The sequence below is a fragment of the Glycomyces buryatensis genome (genome assembly GCF_004912275.1).
GTDB classification, from domain to species: domain Bacteria; phylum Actinomycetota; class Actinomycetes; order Mycobacteriales; family Micromonosporaceae; genus Glycomyces; species Glycomyces buryatensis.
In genome coordinates, this window is the sequence record NZ_STGY01000004.1 from 106,667 (window position 1) to 122,125 (window position 15,459).

Genomic DNA, 15,459 nt, shown 5'->3' on the forward strand with positions numbered 1-15,459 from the left:
TGTCCAAACGTGGGAGGTCGAATCGGTCAGGAGAGGTGCACGCCGGCCAGGGCGCTCAGCTCGCGCAGGATTTGGTCGTCGTCGCGGAACCGGACGGCGGACCAGCCGCACTCCTCGGCAGCCGCGCAGTTCTCGGCCAGGTCGTCGATGAGGATGCAGTCCTCGGGAGGGACCCCGGCGGCCTTCTCGGCGAGGCGGAATATCTCGGGGTCGGGTTTGCGGACCCCGACTTCGCAGGAGTCGACGACATTGTCGACCCGGCCGGCCGGGGCGATGATCGCCGTCCAGTACGGCTTCCACTCGACGACGTTGTTGGACAGGACTCCGACCCCCAGGCCGAGGTCGCGGGCGCGGCAGAGGGCGGCCGTCATACGAGGGTTGGCGCTCACGCCCTCGAACCACTGAGCGCCGAACCCATCGGTCCGCAACCGGGAGAGGTCCAGGTCGGGGTGGAGGGCGGCGAGCGCTGCGGCGAGCCTGGCGGCCCACTCCCGCTCCGACATGGCGCCCAGCTCGATCGGGGCGAGGGCGGCGGTGCCGAAGTCGTCGCCCATCCGGGACAGAGCGGCGTGCATCTGCTCGGGGGTGATGCCGGTCTTCTGCTCGAAGAGCGTGAAGAGGTCGGGGAGCGGAGGAGAGAGCACCCCTCCGAAGTCGAACCACAGAACGGGTCTGCTCATGTGCTGTCTCCTGGAGACTGGTGCCGGTTCAGTGCGCCGCCACCAGCTCCGACATGCCGTCAGGGAGCGAAGCGGGTGTCTGGCGGCTGCGGGACAGACGCATGCGGGACGAGGCGATCTCGGTGCCCTCCTGCCGCATGCTCAGTTCGAAGCAGGCGGTGTCGCCCTCGACCCCGGCGGTGACGGCGTGGCAGTCGGTCGGCAGCTCGAACTCGCCGACGTTCGTGAACTCCGTGTCGAAGTCCGTCAGCGCCAGGAAGCGAGGATCGAGCCCGAGCAGCTCGCTCGCGGCGTAGAGGGCGGTCTGGCGGAGGGCCTCGAACTGGAGCGCCCCGGAGATGTGGTCGAGGGGGTGGTCGAACAGTCCGGGGTGCGAGCGGTCGACGGTGACCTTGGAGATGAGGCCACGGTCGGTGATGTCGGCGTCGACGAGGACGACGTTCTGCGGGGAGTGCCGCCCGACCGCGTAGGCGGGCAGTCGCGTGCCGGTCAGGTGCGCGCGAGGAGTGAGGTCGAGCGATGAGCGCGTGCGCCGACGCAGCGTGCTCCACATCTTCTGGCGCATCCACCGCCAAGCCAGCGAGGTGCGGGCGCAGACGCGGCCGTCGATGGTCATGCTGGCCTCGATGGCGCAGCCGGCGAGGTTCTTGCCGCGGAAGTGCCGGTCGGTGACGGTGAGGTGGACGATCACCTCGGCAGGCTCGGCGCCCATCCGCAGGGCGTCGCAGTCGGTGATCTGCACCGAGCCCTTGTCGAAGATGAACGCCGAGTCCATGGGCGCGCCGAGCGCCTTGTGGGAGAAGAGGATGCAGGTCTGCCGGAAGACCTCCAACACCAGCAGCGGATCGTACTGGGCCGGACTGGTCGTATGGTCGTTGTAATAGCTGTGGGTGCGGGGCAGCTGCCCTGCGACGGTGAAGGACCCGTCGGACTCTTCGCAGTGGCCGGTAAGAAACACCTCGGCGATAGAGGCGCGGTGAACGAGTTCGCGCGAGATGGTTGTGGAATGGTCGAGACTGCTGTGTGGAGTCATCGGCATATCCTTCTTGGGGTGGGTGTTGGTAGATAGGAATTTTTTCGTACCTACATTCGGAACGTTACCAACCGGTTCGGAGCCCGTCAAGTCCTTTAGGACTGGAGCACCGGAACCCGCGCTGAATTTCCGGTGGCCCCGAAATTCCGGTCCTGTTAACGGAGTCGGGCCGCGGGGCGGCCACCGTCGAAGCGCCGTTGTCCGCGCCGGATCGGCATGCCCAGGCGTTCCAGGGCAGGGACGCTCGCCATGCAGCCTGTGGTATCCCTACGACTTCAAGCGCGTCGGCCGATGCCGATGTATTCCTCGGCCTTGTCCACGAAGGCCCGCTCGTAGGTCTCGGCCGGGAAGTCGCCGAGGTAGTACACCTTCGCCCGGGTCCGTTCGGCCGCGAGTGGATCCGTCTTGAGCAGCTCGTCCAGGACCTGGTCGAGGTTCGAACCCGAACCGTCGATCAAGTAGGCGGCACTCGCGAGCGGGAACGTCACCGCGAACTCCTCGCCCTCGTCCCTCGCGTCCACGACCGCGAACGGCTTCTCGGTGTACAGCCAGTCCGAGGCGACCGCGCTGACGTCGCACACCAGCGCGTCGGCGGCGTTGACGCAGTCGAACAGCGTCATCTCCTCCGAGGCCTTCTCGCCCCACGCGTGGGCGCGGCCGGTCTTGGCGGCGTCCGCCCGCAGCAGTTCCTCGATCTCGATCCGCTTGCGCTTCGCGCCGTCGTCGCGGTCGGTGTACGGGTGCGGCCGGAAGACCACCGTGGCGCCCCGCTCCAGCAGCGTCCGCACCAGGTTCGGCCCCAAGGGGAGCGAGCAGTAGTTCGCGTCCTCGTAGAAGCCGGTCCACGTCGGCGCGTACAGCACCGTCGGGGCGGTGGCGTCGCTGATCCGGGTGCGCGGGATGTCCAGCACCGACACCTGCGGGCGCCCCACGATGTCGAACTTGTCGGCCTGGATCCGCACCCCGTGGTTGGCGTACCGGTCGATGCCGGCCTGCCCGGCGCAGAAGATCCGGTCGTACATCGCCGTCACCGGGTTGTAGCTGGAGACCTTGTCGGAGTCCCCGTGCAGCAGTTGCAGATGCAACAGATCCGGGTTGCGCACCAGGTGCGTGTTCTTCATGCCGTTGTTGACGTAGAAGACCGCGCTCACCGACTCGGGGATGATCAGGTCGATCGGCCCCTGCCCCTCCACGAACACCACCGGCCGCTCGGTGGCCCGGGACAGCGCGTTCAGGTTGTGCCGCTCGCGGGTCATGATGAAGTAGTCGCCGTCGATCTGGTCGAAGTACGGCAGCCACATCTCCAGCTGGTAGGTGGTGTTCGGCGGCCCGGCGAAGTAGATCATGAACTCCGGGTCCAGCTGCTCCAGCGCGTTCGCGACCGTGGCGGTCGTGTCCTCGGTCGAGGGCAGGATCCGGTGGGTCAGGCCCAGGAACTTTGCGGCGGCCAGGATCGCCGTCGGCAGCGCGGCGAGCGCCACCGTGTACGGCGACCAGGCCGCGAATCCGGGAGCCAGCAGCGGGATCTGCACCGCGGCGATGGCGAACGTGGACAGGTAGTACAGGATGGTGCGCCGCAGGAACGAGTCCGTGGTGACCGGGTTCGTGTCCAGGTTGACCGTGGCGATCTTGGCGGCGGAGACGACGCGGCCCAGCAGCACCTCCACGGCGATCATCGCGGCGGTGGCGAGGGCCGCGATGGACCAGGCGGCGGGCACGTCGGTCCCGGCGGCGACGGCCGCGGTGAACGGCGTGAAGGCCAGCAGGGTCTTGCCCGGCGCGTACCGGCCGGGGATGTTGGCCGGGCGCGGGTAGCAGTAGAACACCAGGGTCGCCGCGATGAGCGCGAGGCCGAGCGGCCTCCAGGCCGAGGTTCCGGCGAGGAGGACGAGGGCGTGGCACAGCACCGGGAGCGCGTTGGGCAGGAGCGAGCGCAGGTATCGCAGCTGTGTGATCTTATTGAGCATCGGTCTGATTCTTATTGTCGGACAACGAGGTTCTGACTGTCGACGAGGTGGCCGACGTCGGAGGCGAGCATGTCGATGACGGAGGCGACGTGTTCGGGCTGCATGATCGTGGTCGGGTCCTCGTCGGGGGCGAGGGTGCGGCGCAGGTCGGTGGCGCAGCGGCCGGGGGAGATGCAGACGACGCGGGTGCCGTAGATGGACAGTTCGTCCTTCATGGCCTCGCTCATGTTGATCACGGCGGCCTTGGAGGCGCCGTAGGTGAGCCAGCCGGGCCGTCCGCCCATGCCGGCGGTCGAGGCGATATTGACGATGAGTTCGAAGGTGTTGCCGCAGTGCAGCAGCTCCTGCACGATCGTGAACGGCGCGTAGAGGTTGACGCCGATGGTGCGCTCGAAGTCGATGAAGTCGATCTGCTGGAGCGCGCTGGGGGCGGTGTATCCGGCATTGTTGACCAGGTAGTCGACCTTGCCGGCCTCGTTCATGACGTCGTGCATGAGGCCGACGATGCGGGCGCGGTCGTTGAGGTCGATGAAGTGCGGGTAGACCTTCTTGCCGTGCGGGTTGTCGCCGCCGAGGCGGGCGATGAGCTTCTCGAATTCCTCGGACTCGCGGGCGAGGAGGATGAAGTCGGTGACGTCGTTGTCGGCGTAGAAGAACCGTTCGGCGGTGGCCGCGCCGATGCCCTTGGAGGCGCCGGTGATCAGCATGGACTTAGGCATCGTCGTCGTCTCCAGCGAGTAGGAATCCGGCCAGTTTCACGTCGGTGGGGGTGGTCACCTTGATGTTGGTGTCCTGGCCGTCGATGTAGTGGACCTCGTGGCCGGTGACGGCGACGAGGGTCGCGTCCTCGGTGAAGACGAGGTGTTCCTCGCGGGCCTTGTCGTGGGCCGCGGCGAGGTCGGCCTTGCTGAACTTCTGCGGCAGTTGCACATTGCGGAGCCTGTCGCGTTCGAGCGAGCCGGTGACGCGCGCGTTCTCGGGGTCCACCGGTGCGACGGTGAACGGGATCGGGAGCATGAGGCTCACGTTCTCGCGCGGGTCGGAGACGAGTTGCTTGAAGTCCGCGGCGCCGACGAGCGGGCGGGCCGACTCGTGGATGAGCACGCGGTCGTTCCGGCACTCGGGGAGCATGGCGGCAACTGATTCGTGGCGGCTGGCTCCGGCGGGGACGTAGGTGACCGGGGTCTGGATGGCGTAGTCGGCCACCAGGTCCTGGATCGTCTGGAGGAAGCCCTCGGGGTAGTTGAGGACGATCTGGTCGATTTCGGGAACGGCGTCGGCGGCGACCAGCGAGTAGACGATGATCGGGCGTCCCGCGACATCGATGAACTGTTTCGGGCGGCCTGCCGCGACGCGGCTTCCGATACCGCCGTTGAGCAGCATCAGGCTGTACATCTGGCTTTTACCTCCGCGAGGGAACATGCGAGGTCCGAAGGGACTGATCGAATGGCTGGGCAGGGGGTCAGGGGGTTCGGGTATTCGGGATTGTTCGGTTACCGCAAAGTGGAACGAGTCTCGCCACGTTAGCACGATCACAACTCATGTTCGCCCTGGTGTAACCCTGGATTCATGTACCGGATGCCGGTCAGCTCAACGCATTTGGGTCGTTCGGGCGTCTGGAGTGCACGAATCGGACGGTCCGGTGCGCGGTCGGTCACCGGTGGTGCGCTGAAACGGCGAAAACCGCTCGGCCGCATGGCGATCGAGCGGTTTCAAGAGCGACCGGACGGGGTCGATCAGAGCCGGCGGGGCATCTCCAGGTGCCGCCGCGCCGCGACGCTCGCCGGGTGCGGGGCGATCTGGCCGCGATCCTCGCGTTCGGCGCACAGCTCGGCCAGCCGGTCGTAGGCGTTCTTGCCCAGCAGGGCGGCCAGTTCGGTGGCGTAGGAGCGGTAGACCGGTTCGGCGGCGGTGTGGGCCAGGGGTGAGCCGGTGCACCACCAGTCGAAGTCGTGGCCGCCCGGCCCCCACGAGGCCCGGTCGAACTCGGTGATGAGGGTGACCTCGATGTCGGTGCCGTCGGCGCGGTGCTCGGACTTGAAGTCCCGCTTGACCGGCAGCTGCCAGCACACCTCGGGCTTGTACTCCATCGGGTGGACGCCGTCGCGCATGGCCTGCTGATGCAGGGCGCAGCCGGCGCCGGCGCCGAAGCCCTCGCGGTTGTGGAAGACGCAGGCGCCGTCGACCACGGCGGTCTTCCTGGCCGGCTCCTCCTCGCCCTCGCTGTTCTCCAGGGTGTCGTCCACGACGGTGTCCTTGAAGCGCCGGTACAGCTGCCAGGTCTCGGGCGTCAGCTTCTTCACGGCCTGGCGGGTGCGGGCGATGTCGTCGGCGTCGGTGTAGAACGCCCCGTGCAGGCAGCACCCGTCCGCGGGCTGGTCCTTCTCGATTCCCGGGCATCCGCCGGATTCGGGATGGCGTCCGAAAATACATCCCCAACTGGACAGCAGCCAGGTCAGGTCGGCCCGGACCATGGTCTCGGGATCGTCGGGATCGAAGAACTCGACCCACTCGCGGTCGAAGTTCGGTTCCACCTCGTCGGTCATCCGACAAAGGTACCCGCGCGCGCACTGCCAGGCCCGGACGCGCGCTGGAGCGTAGCCTGGAATGCGTGAATGAGTCCGTCCCGGTGCTGCTCTCGACCACATCCGTGTACCCCGAACCCACCGCCGTGGGGTTCGAACTCGCCGCCGACCTCGGCTACGACGGGGTCGAACTGATGATCTTCACCGACCGGGTCTCCCAGGACCCGGCGGCTGCGGCCAGCCTCGCCAAGCACTACGGCGTCAAGATCGGCGCCGTCCACGCCCCCTGCCTGCTGGTCACCCAGCGGGTGTGGAGCGCCGACCCCTGGACCCGGCTGCGGCGCTCGGTGCAGGCGGCCGACTACCTCGGCTCGCCGACGGTGGTCATCCATCCGCCGTTCTCCTGGCAGCGCGAGTACGCCTCGAAGTTCTCCTCGGTCCTGGACGGCCTGCACGCCCGGTATCCCGGCGTGACCATCGCCGTGGAGAACATGTTCCCGCTCAAGCTCGGCAAGCGGAAACTCGTGCCGTACCGGCCCCACTGGGACCCGACCCGCCACGGCTACGATTCGTACACTTTGGACCTGTCGCACTGCGCGGCCGCCGGTGCCGACGCGCTGGCCATGGCCGATCGGATGGGCAAGGGGCTGCGGCACATTCACCTGTGCGACGGCAATGCGCCCGGCACGGACGCGCACCTGGTTCCCGGCCGCGGATCGCAGCCCTGCGCCGAACTGCTCGGCCGTCTCGGCGCCTCCGGTTGGAACGGGTCGATCACCGTCGAGGTCTCGACGCGCAAGTCCGGCAATCGGACCCGCCGATCCGCCGATCTGGCCGAGTCACTCAAGTTCGCTCGCGACGCTCTGACCTCACAGATGCCCGCTTGACACACTTACGTTCCTATGTGTTTGCTTTGCGTTAACTGTGCGTTGCGTCTGTATTATCGACCCCGCGGAGACACTGAAGTCCAGCAAACCACGCAGGGGGACGAATGCCAGGCGAGCAGCGGGGCGCAGGCACCAGGGGCGATATTCCCCCGGCCAAGCCCTACCTAGGTGAAGCCGAGATTGAAGCGGCCGTAGCGGTGCTGCGCAGCGGCATGGTCGTGCAGGGCCCCGAGGTGGCCGGGTTCGAGGACGAGTTCACGAAGGTCGCCGGCACCCAGCACTGCGTCGCGGTGAACTCGGGGACCTCGGCACTCCAACTGGCGCTCATGGCGATGGGCATCGGCCGCGGCGACGAGGTCATCGTGCCCTCCTTCTCCTTCGCCGCCAGCGCCAATGCCGTGCGGCTCGTCGGCGCCGAACCGGTCTTCGCGGACATCGAGCCCGGCAGTTTCTGCATCGACCCCGAGCACGTCGCCTCGCTCATCGGTCCGCGCACGGCCGCGATCATGCCGGTGCACCTCTACGGCCACCCCGCCGATTGCACCCGACTGACCGCTTTGGCGCGGGTGCACGGTCTCCAGATCCTCGAGGACGCCTGCCAGGCGCACGGCGCCGAGGTCGATGGGAAGCCGGTCGGTTCGTTCGGCGTGGCCGGGGCGTTCAGTTTCTACCCCACCAAGAACATGCACGCCCTCGAGGGCGGCATGGTCACCACGGACGATGCCGGGCTGGCCCGGACGCTGCGTCTGCTTCGCAATCAGGGCATGGAGCAGCGGTACGCCAATGAGATCGTCGGCGCGAACATGCGCATGACGGACGTGTCGGCCGCGATCGGCCGGGTCCAGCTCGGCCGGCTCGGTGATTGGACCGAGCAGCGGCGGGCGAATGCCGCCTTCCTGGACGCCGCGTTCGCGGATGTCGAGGGGGTCCTCACCCCGTCGGTTCCGGCGGGGGCGCGGCACGTCTACCACCAGTACACGGTGCGGATCGCGGGCGATCGCGATGGCGCGCAAAGGCAGTTGAAGGAGGCCGGGGTGGGTTCGGCCGTGTATTACCCGGTGCCGATTCACCGCCTCGCCCCGTACGCGGAGTCGAAGGCGGATCTGCCCGAGACCGACCGTGCCGCCGCCGAGGTGCTTTCTCTCCCCGTCCATCCGTCGTTGACGGGTGGCGACCTCGATCGCATCGTGGATGCGGTCCGTTCTCTGGAGTTGCAGCCGTGAATCCAGCACCGCACGCGAACCAAGCACCGCATGTCAACCAAGCCCAGTTGAGGGCCGGTCTGATCGGTCTGGGCGCCATGGGGCGCAACCATGCGCGAGTCCTGAACGGCCTCGAGGGGGTCGACCTGGTCGGGGTGGCCGATCCGGTCGCCGACGCGAGTGCGCTCCCGGCCGGGGTGCCGTTGGTCGAGACCGTCGAGGGGCTGCTCGAGTTCGGGCTGGACTATGCCGTGGTGGCGTGTCCGACGGCGTATCACGAGTCGATCGGGTTGACGCTGGCCGAGGCGGGGGTGTCCGCGCTCATCGAGAAGCCGTTGGCGCACACCTCTGCGGCGGCGACCCGGCTGGCGGAGGCGTTCGAGGCGCGGGGCCTGGTCGCGGGCGTGGGGCACATCGAGCGGTGCAATCCGGCGATCATGAGCCTGCGCGAGCGATTGGAGTCGGGCGAGCTGGGGGAGATCCTGCAGATCGTCACGAGGCGTCAGGGGCCCTTCCCGGGCCGCATCGCGGACGTGGGCGTCGTCAAGGACCTCGCGACCCATGACATCGACCTGACCTGCTGGGTGACCGGCCAATCGTACGAGTCGATCACGGCGGAGACGGTGTCGCGGTCGGGCCGCGATCACGAGGACATGCTGTCGGCGATCGGGCACCTGGACGGCGGTGCGATCGCGAACCATTCGGTGAACTGGCTGAGCCCGTTCAAGGAGCGGACGACGGTCGTCACCGGTGACCGGGGCAGCTTCATCGCGGACACGCTCACCGGCGATCTGACGTTCTATGCCAACGGCGCCCGGGACACCGAGTGGGAGGCGCTGCGGGCGTTCCGCGGCGTGTCCGAGGGCGACATGATCCGCTATGCCATTCGCAAGCGGGAGCCGCTGCTGGTCGAGCACGAGCACTTCCGCGACGCGGTTCAGGGACATGGCCTTGACGCGGCGAAGGGCTCCGGCGACGACATCGTGGACCTGCGGCAGGGTGCTGCGACCGTGGCGATCTCGGAGTCGATGCTGCGTTCGGCCCGGTTGGGGGAGACGGTCGTCCTGAATGGTGCTCGGACTAGGGTCCGGGCATGAGCGTCAATACCCCCGATGTCACGGTCGTCACGGCCGTGTACAACACCCTGCCGTATCTGAACGACTGCCTGGAGTCGCTGGCGGCGCAGACGATCGGCGCGGGCCGTTACGAGGTGATCGCGGTCGACGACGGGTCGACCGACGGCTCCGGGGAGGAGCTGGACCGGTTCGCCGAGAAGTACCCCGACACCTTCCGCGTGTTCCACCAGGAGAACTCGGGCGGCCCGGCCGTGCCGAGCAATCTGGCGCTGGAGCACGCGAGGGGCCGCTACGTGTTCTTCATCGGCTCGGACGACTACCTGGGGCGCGAGTCCCTGGAGCGCATGGTCGCCGCGGCCGACGGGTGGGGCGCGGATGTGCTGCTGTGCAAGATGGTCGGCGTCGGCGGACGCAAGGCGCCCCCGGTGTTCGACCACACCCTGCCCGACGCGCCGTTCCCGTCGGAGAAGCTGGCGTGGGCGCTGTCGAACACGAAGCTGTTCCGCCGCGAACTGGTCGAGGCGGAGGCCCTGCGCTTCCCCGAGGACATGGCGGTCTGCTCCGACGTGCCGTTCACGTTGCGGGCCATGACGGCGGCCCAGAAGATCTCGGTCCTGGCCGACTACGACCACTACTTCGCGGTCAAGCGGGACGAGGGCGAGAACCTCATCTACGCGACGGCGCCGCTGGGTTGGGTCGGCGCCGCGCAGCGCCTGGTCGAGGTCGCCTGCGAGCTGTTCGAACCGGGCGCCGACCGCGACGACCTGATCTACCGGGTGTTCTCGCGGGAGATCGCCAAGATCCTGCAGCCGCACCTGCTCGCGCTCGATCCGTTCGATCGCGCCGCGGCCTGGAACGCCGTCGCCGACTTCGCCGACGAGCACCTGACCGAGGTGCTGCGGTCTCGCCTGCCCACCGAGAAGCGCCTCCGCCTCTCGCTGGCGCAGCGGCGCGACCACGAACGGCTGGAAGCGGTCCTGGCCGAGGGGGCGCCGGGTTTCGCCGTCGAGGACGGGCGCCTGTTCGTGCGCTATCCGGGCTTCCGTGAGGACGGCGCCGATTTTCCCGACGAGTGGTTCGAGGCCCAGGCCGAGCGCGTCACAATGCGCCTGATCCGCGGCATCCACTCCCGCTACCTGGTGTGGACCGGCGTCAAACGCGACGAGTACGCGCTGGAGTACTCCTTCAGCCTCCCCGTGACCGGACTCGACCCCGCGGCGGTCCAGGTCGGCCTGGAGCGGTTGAAGGCCGGGAAGAACCCGCGCCCGCGCACCGTCCGCCCCGCCGTGGCCGAGGTCGGCCCGCAGATCACCGCCGAGGTCGAACTGGGGCCTGACGGGGACGACACCGCGCTCGTCGCCCGGATCCCGATGAGCGCGTTGACGAACCGCAAGACCGGCCGGTGGACGCTGCGCGCCTACGTCGTCCTCGGCGCCTTCGTCTACGACCTGCCCCTGAAGGCCCCGCACGACTACGTGCAGCGCGAGGGCCGCCCCCGGGGCGTCAGCGTCGAATGGGGCGAGCGGCACAGCGTCGTCGTCCGCGTGGGAGAGCGCGCGACGCGGCGCGGCCCCCGGGCCCGCCTGGGGCGGTTGAAGATGCGCATTCTGACGAAGAACTGAGCAGGAAGAGTCAAATTCTCGGCCTTGAAGGACCGAGTTTGTCACCCGATCCCGAAGGGCGTTGATTGCAAGTGGAGCGCGACTGGCTGCCGCGTTGGTCCCCTGCGTCCGGTACGGCGCTAGCCCGTACTGGGGCGTTTGACAGCGCCCCGCTGCCACACAGCCTCGCCACGGTGGGCGATGTTGCGGGAGCCGTTGATGTCCGCGTGCAACACGATCCCGCAGGACCGGCACACGAACCTCGCTTGATCCACCCGGTTCGAACGGTGGGTGTGCCAGCACTCCGAGCACTGGCGGGAGGTATTGCGCGGGTCCACATGGACCACGGCGACACCTGCCCGCCGCGCCTTGTACTCGACGAAGGCGCCGAGCTGGGCGAAGGCCCAGGAGGAAAGTCGTGCCCGCTGGTCTTTCTTGGCCGTAACCCTCTGCCGGATGCCCTTGAGGTCTTCCAGGGCGATCCCGCGCGAGGTGCGTTCAGCGGCGGTGACGAGTCGCTTGGCGATGATGTGGTTGGTGTTGGCGGCGTGCCGCGATTCCCGGCGGCGGATCGCCTTCAGGCGGCGCTTGGCGGCCTTCGTCCGCTTCTGCTGCAATTTGGCCCGCAGGTCACGCTGCCGCTTGCGGTATCGGTTCAAACGCCGCGCCGCCAGTATCTCGCCGTCCGAGGTGGTGGCGATATTGACGACCCCCAGGTCCACCCCGAGGAAGGCCTTGGGCTCGGACACAGGAGGTTCATCCACGTTGATGGTGGCGGTCAAGAAGAACATGCCGTCGCGCATCACCAGATCCGACTCGCCCTTGCGGTCGGCCAGCAACTTCGCAGCCTGCTCCGAGCACACGAAGGGGATGCCCTTCAACCTGCCCGCCACGGTCCAAATGGAGACGGTGCGGGCATCGAGGTTCCATGTCAGGATGCGGTCGTCGAACGGCTGCGCGGCGTCCTCACGGAAGACGATGGGCTTGGACTCCGCCCGCACCCGGCGCTTCGACCCTTCAGCGCCGAGGTTCCCGGCCTTGAGGTTGCCCTTGAGCGTGGCGTAGGCGTCGCACACCTTTTTGATCGTGCGCACCGCCGCCTGAGCTCCGAGATCGAAGTCGGCCTTGATCCGGTGGTACACGGCGTCCTGCAACACGTTGCGCCGCTTCAGATCCTTGGCGAACGCCACCTCGGAGGCGGTGTTCGCGGCCCGATTGCAGGCGCGCAGGGTCGCCGCCAGGGCATCCGCGTCATACGCGGACCCCGGCAGCAACTTCACCTGCGCTACGATCTTCACGCAAATGACCTTAATGCACCCGAATGGAACAGATTGGCTCGGGGGCGACTGCGGGCAGCCCGAGGCAGAGGACGATCCGCCCTGACAGCGAATCGCGGCTCCTTGCTCTGCTCCGCAGGAGCCAAAATTCCTCCCCGCTCTAAAAGACGGGGGCTTCCTCGGAGAAGACAGGTGAACCAGCAATGAGAGTCTGTGTCGTAGCCCTGGGCAAGATCGGGCTGCCGCTGGCCGTCCAATTCGCGACCAAGGGGCACGAGGTCATCGGGGCCGACGTGAACCGGCGGGTGGTCGACGCCGTCAACGACGCCGTAGAGCCCTTCCCCGGCGAGCACCGCCTCGCCGAACTGCTCAAGGAGACCGTCACCTCCGGGAACCTGAAGGCCACCACCGACACGACCGCCGCCGTGGCCGCTTCCGACGCCGTCGTCGTCGTGGTGCCGCTGTTCGTCGACGCGGGCGGCGTCCCCGACTTCGGGTGGATGGACAGCGCCACCGAGGCCATCGCCGCCGGACTGCGGCCGGGCACCGTCGTCTCCTACGAGACCACCCTGCCCGTCGGCACCACCCGCGAACGGTGGGCGCCGATGCTGGAGGCCGGGTCCGGCCTCACCGCGGGCGAGGACTTCCACCTCGTCTTCAGCCCCGAACGGGTCCTCACCGGCCGCGTCTTCGCTGACCTGCGTCGCTATCCCAAGCTCGTCGGCGGCATCAACGAGACTTCCGCGGCCGCCGGCGTCGCCTTCTACGAGGCCGTCCTCGACTTCGACGAACGACCTGACCTGAAGGCCCCCAACGGGGTATGGGACCTCGGATCGGCCGAGGCCTCCGAGCTCGCCAAGCTCGCCGAGACCACCTACCGCGACGTCAACATCGGGCTCGCCAACCAGTTCGCGCACTTCGCCGACCGGCGCGGCATCGATGTCATGAAGGTCATCGAGGCCTGCAACACCCAGCCGTACAGCCACATCCACCGGCCCGGCATCGCCGTCGGCGGCCACTGCATCCCCATCTACCCGCAGATGTACCTGTGGAACGACCCCGAGGCGACGGTCGTGCGCGCCGCCCGGGCCGCCAACGCCGCCATGCCGTCCTACGCCGCCGACGTCCTCGCCGCCGCCTACGGCGACCTGGATGGTGCCGGCGTGCTGGTACTCGGGGCGGCCTACCGCGGCGGCGTCAAGGAGACCGCGTTCTCCGGGGTGTTCCCGCTGGTGGAGTCGCTGCGCGCCAAGGGAGCGGACGTGTACGTGAGCGACCCGATGTACTCCGCGGAGGAGCTGGAGGCCGAAGGACTCACCGCCCACCGCGGCGAGGACGTCACCGCCGCCGTCGTCCAGGCCGACCACGCCGAATACGCCGGCCTCGCGCCCGCCGACCTGCCGAACGTGCGGGTCCTGCTCGACGGGCGCCGCGTCACCGACCCGGCGGCGTGGGCCGGACGGCGCCATATTGTGCTCGGCCAATAAGACCCGCTCGGCGGGCTGACCCAGGCCACCCCGCCGCGCGACCCTTCTCCCTCCCTATCGAAGGACCCCCGACATGGCACCCGACCACCCTCTAAATGCGAATAAGGCTCGCATCGTCATGCTCGTGCGCAACGGCGTGGTCGGCGACTCGCGCGTCCAGAAGTCGGCCGCCTCGGCCGCCGCGGCCGGATGGGACGTCACCCTCATCGGCCGCAGCGAAAGCGGACAGACCGAGACCTGGAAGATCGGCGACGCTGACGTCCGCCTCGTCCCAGTCAAACGCGGCTTCCACGCCCACAACTCGAGGCACGGCTGGCTGCGCGCGCCCCTGGCCTACCCGCCCGGGCCCCGCCGCGCCCAGCGCGAACGCCAGCTGCGGAACTGGCGCGCCCAGATCGGCGAGGCCAAGACCCGCCTCGCCGTCGAAGGTCACGGCCTCGGCACCGGAGCGCAGACGGTCCGGAAGCTCGCGCTGGCGCCGCGCCGCGCCGGCGTGAAACTCGCCGGGAAATGGATCGACCTGCGCGCCAAGGAATCCGCCCGCCTCACCACCAGCCGCAAGGCCATGGACTCGTGGATCGACCGCGTCGCCGACCGCTTCTGGATCTCGGTCATGGGCGACAAGGTCTGGCGCCGCTTCGACCCCCGGCTCTGGGAGTACGAAACCGCCTTCGGGCCCGTCCTCGACCGGCTGGAGGCGGACCTGATCCACGCCAACGACTTCGAGATGCTGGGCGTCGGCGCCCGCGCCGCCATGCGCCGCCGCGCGAAAGGCAAGCGCTGCAAGCTGGTGTGGGACGCCCACGAGTTCCTGCCCGGCATGAAACCGTGGGTGAAGCACCCGCGCTGGCATAAGGCACAGATCGCCCACGAGCGGGACTACGCCTCCTCGGCCGACGGCGTCGTCACCGTCTCCGAGCCGATCGCGAAGCTGCTCAAGGACTCCCACGGCCTGGCCGAGCTGCCGACCGTCGTCATGAACGCGCCCGACGTCGCCGCCTCCAAGCGCCCGGGACCGTCCCCCAGCATCCGCGAGGCGTGCGGGCTTGGACCCGAGGTCCCGCTCATCGTCTACTCCGGCGCGATCTCCATCCAGCGCGGACTCGGCGACATGATCGAGGCGCTGCCGCAGCTGCACGGCGTCCACTGCGCGCTGGTGGTCGGGAAACCGGAGGGCGACCTCGCGGTGGAACTGGCCGCGAGGGCGGCCGAACTCGGCGTCTCGGGCCGGCTCCACATCCTGCCCTACGTGGAGTACTGGCAGGTGGTGCCGTTCCTGTCCAGCGCCGACGTCGGCCTGATCCCCATCCACCACTTCCAGAACCACGAGCTCGCGCTCATCACCAAGTTCTTCGAGTACGCGCACGCGCGGCTGCCCATCGTCGTCTCCGACGTGGAGACCATGGGCGGCATGGTCCGCATGACCGGCCAGGGCGAGGTCTTCCGCGCCGGTGACCCGGTCGACCTCGCCGTCGCGGTGAAGCGGATCCTCGCCGACCCGAAGCCCTACCGCGCCACGCTGGAGACCGGACTGCTCGACGAGTGGACGTGGGCCGCGCAGGCCGAGCGCCTGCACGATATGTACCGAAACCTGCTCTCCCGAGGTTGAATCCGGCTCTGATTCACCTCGGAGCACCACCCCGCTTGCCAGGAATTGGTCTGTTCTTCATTTAACCTGGGTAGCGTCACCGCGAATTGTCATAGAGGACAGAGCGGCAGGGAGG

General features: G+C 68.4%; 13 protein-coding genes. 6 read left to right on the plus strand and 7 right to left on the minus strand.

Annotated elements, in window-relative coordinates:
- Nucleotides 1–26 precede the first annotated feature (26 nt).
- The 6 genes from FAB82_RS01530 to FAB82_RS01555 all read right to left on the minus strand — a co-directional run bounded on the left by FAB82_RS01530 (nt 27) and on the right by FAB82_RS01555 (nt 6,226).
- Nucleotides 27–680 (minus strand): HAD family hydrolase, encoded by a 654-nt coding sequence (locus FAB82_RS01530; RefSeq protein WP_136532774.1) that lies wholly within the window; start codon nt 678–680, stop codon nt 27–29.
- A gap of 28 nt (nt 681–708) precedes the next feature.
- Nucleotides 709–1,713 (minus strand): ScbA/BarX family gamma-butyrolactone biosynthesis protein, encoded by a 1,005-nt coding sequence (locus FAB82_RS01535; protein ID WP_136532775.1) that lies wholly within the window; start codon nt 1,711–1,713, stop codon nt 709–711.
- A 275-nt stretch (nt 1,714–1,988) separates the two neighbouring features.
- Nucleotides 1,989–3,680 carry a CDP-glycerol glycerophosphotransferase family protein gene (locus FAB82_RS01540; protein WP_136532776.1) on the minus strand — a complete coding sequence of 564 codons (1,692 nt, stop codon included), beginning with the start codon at nt 3,678–3,680 and terminating at the stop codon, nt 1,989–1,991.
- Nucleotides 3,681–3,691: 11 nt separating this feature from the next.
- Nucleotides 3,692–4,399 carry an SDR family NAD(P)-dependent oxidoreductase gene (locus tag FAB82_RS01545; protein ID WP_211116305.1) on the minus strand — a complete coding sequence of 236 codons (708 nt, stop codon included), beginning with the start codon at nt 4,397–4,399 and terminating at the stop codon, nt 3,692–3,694.
- On the minus strand, nt 4,392–5,075 hold the full coding sequence (locus FAB82_RS01550; RefSeq protein WP_136532777.1) for an IspD/TarI family cytidylyltransferase: 684 nt from the start codon (nt 5,073–5,075) through the stop codon (nt 4,392–4,394). Before FAB82_RS01550 ends, FAB82_RS01545 begins: the two co-directional genes overlap by 8 nt.
- A 341-nt stretch (nt 5,076–5,416) precedes the next feature.
- Entirely contained in the window at nt 5,417–6,226 is an 810-nt protein-coding gene (locus FAB82_RS01555) for a DUF3109 family protein (protein WP_136532778.1), read from the minus strand.
- A 65-nt stretch (nt 6,227–6,291) separates the two neighbouring features.
- Between FAB82_RS01555 and FAB82_RS01560 the strand changes: the two genes are divergently transcribed.
- The 4 genes from FAB82_RS01560 to FAB82_RS01575 all read left to right on the plus strand — a co-directional run bounded on the left by FAB82_RS01560 (nt 6,292) and on the right by FAB82_RS01575 (nt 10,992).
- Nucleotides 6,292–7,092, plus strand: coding sequence for a sugar phosphate isomerase/epimerase family protein (locus FAB82_RS01560; RefSeq protein ID WP_211116306.1), 801 nt, complete (start codon nt 6,292–6,294; stop codon nt 7,090–7,092).
- A gap of 104 nt (nt 7,093–7,196) precedes the next feature.
- Nucleotides 7,197–8,315 carry a DegT/DnrJ/EryC1/StrS family aminotransferase gene (locus FAB82_RS01565; protein ID WP_136532780.1) on the plus strand — a complete coding sequence of 373 codons (1,119 nt, stop codon included), beginning with the start codon at nt 7,197–7,199 and terminating at the stop codon, nt 8,313–8,315.
- Between the two features lie 47 nt (nt 8,316–8,362).
- Nucleotides 8,363–9,391, plus strand: a complete 1,029-nt coding sequence (locus tag FAB82_RS01570) for a Gfo/Idh/MocA family protein (RefSeq protein WP_211116307.1) — start codon at nt 8,363–8,365, stop codon at nt 9,389–9,391.
- A complete protein-coding gene (locus FAB82_RS01575; RefSeq protein WP_136532781.1) occupies nt 9,388–10,992 on the plus strand; it encodes a glycosyltransferase family 2 protein in 1,605 nt (534 codons plus the stop codon). The genes FAB82_RS01570 and FAB82_RS01575 overlap by 4 nt, the downstream gene beginning before the upstream one ends.
- A 119-nt stretch (nt 10,993–11,111) precedes the next feature.
- Here the strand turns inward: FAB82_RS01575 and FAB82_RS01580 are convergent, their stop codons facing one another.
- Nucleotides 11,112–12,269 carry an RNA-guided endonuclease InsQ/TnpB family protein gene (locus FAB82_RS01580; protein WP_168801372.1) on the minus strand — a complete coding sequence of 386 codons (1,158 nt, stop codon included), beginning with the start codon at nt 12,267–12,269 and terminating at the stop codon, nt 11,112–11,114.
- 182 nt (nt 12,270–12,451) lie between these two features.
- Here FAB82_RS01580 and FAB82_RS01585 point away from each other — a divergent pair, with 182 nt between their 5' ends.
- Nucleotides 12,452–13,735 (plus strand): nucleotide sugar dehydrogenase, encoded by a 1,284-nt coding sequence (locus tag FAB82_RS01585; RefSeq protein WP_136532782.1) that lies wholly within the window; start codon nt 12,452–12,454, stop codon nt 13,733–13,735.
- Between the two features lie 118 nt (nt 13,736–13,853).
- Nucleotides 13,854–15,344, plus strand: coding sequence for a glycosyltransferase family 4 protein (locus tag FAB82_RS01590; protein WP_211116308.1), 1,491 nt, complete (start codon nt 13,854–13,856; stop codon nt 15,342–15,344).
- The last annotated feature ends 115 nt before the right edge of the window (nt 15,345–15,459 follow it).

What these genes read in the sequence shown, in the direction of transcription:
- FAB82_RS01530 (WP_136532774.1), bottom strand. Translation starts at nt 680, where the DNA reads ATGAGCAGACCCGTTCTGTGGTTCGACTTCGGAGGGGTGCTCTCTCCT.
- FAB82_RS01535 (WP_136532775.1), bottom strand. Translation starts at nt 1,713, where the DNA reads ATGACTCCACACAGCAGTCTCGACCATTCCACAACCATCTCGCGCGAA.
- FAB82_RS01540 (WP_136532776.1), bottom strand. Translation starts at nt 3,680, where the DNA reads ATGCTCAATAAGATCACACAGCTGCGATACCTGCGCTCGCTCCTGCCC.
- FAB82_RS01545 (WP_211116305.1), bottom strand. Translation starts at nt 4,399, where the DNA reads ATGCCTAAGTCCATGCTGATCACCGGCGCCTCCAAGGGCATCGGCGCG.
- FAB82_RS01550 (WP_136532777.1), bottom strand. Translation starts at nt 5,075, where the DNA reads ATGTACAGCCTGATGCTGCTCAACGGCGGTATCGGAAGCCGCGTCGCG.
- FAB82_RS01555 (WP_136532778.1), bottom strand. Translation starts at nt 6,226, where the DNA reads ATGACCGACGAGGTGGAACCGAACTTCGACCGCGAGTGGGTCGAGTTC.
- FAB82_RS01565 (WP_136532780.1), top strand. Translation starts at nt 7,197, where the DNA reads ATGCCAGGCGAGCAGCGGGGCGCAGGCACCAGGGGCGATATTCCCCCG.
- FAB82_RS01575 (WP_136532781.1), top strand. Translation starts at nt 9,388, where the DNA reads ATGAGCGTCAATACCCCCGATGTCACGGTCGTCACGGCCGTGTACAAC.
- FAB82_RS01585 (WP_136532782.1), top strand. Translation starts at nt 12,452, where the DNA reads ATGAGAGTCTGTGTCGTAGCCCTGGGCAAGATCGGGCTGCCGCTGGCC.
- FAB82_RS01590 (WP_211116308.1), top strand. Translation starts at nt 13,854, where the DNA reads ATGCTCGTGCGCAACGGCGTGGTCGGCGACTCGCGCGTCCAGAAGTCG.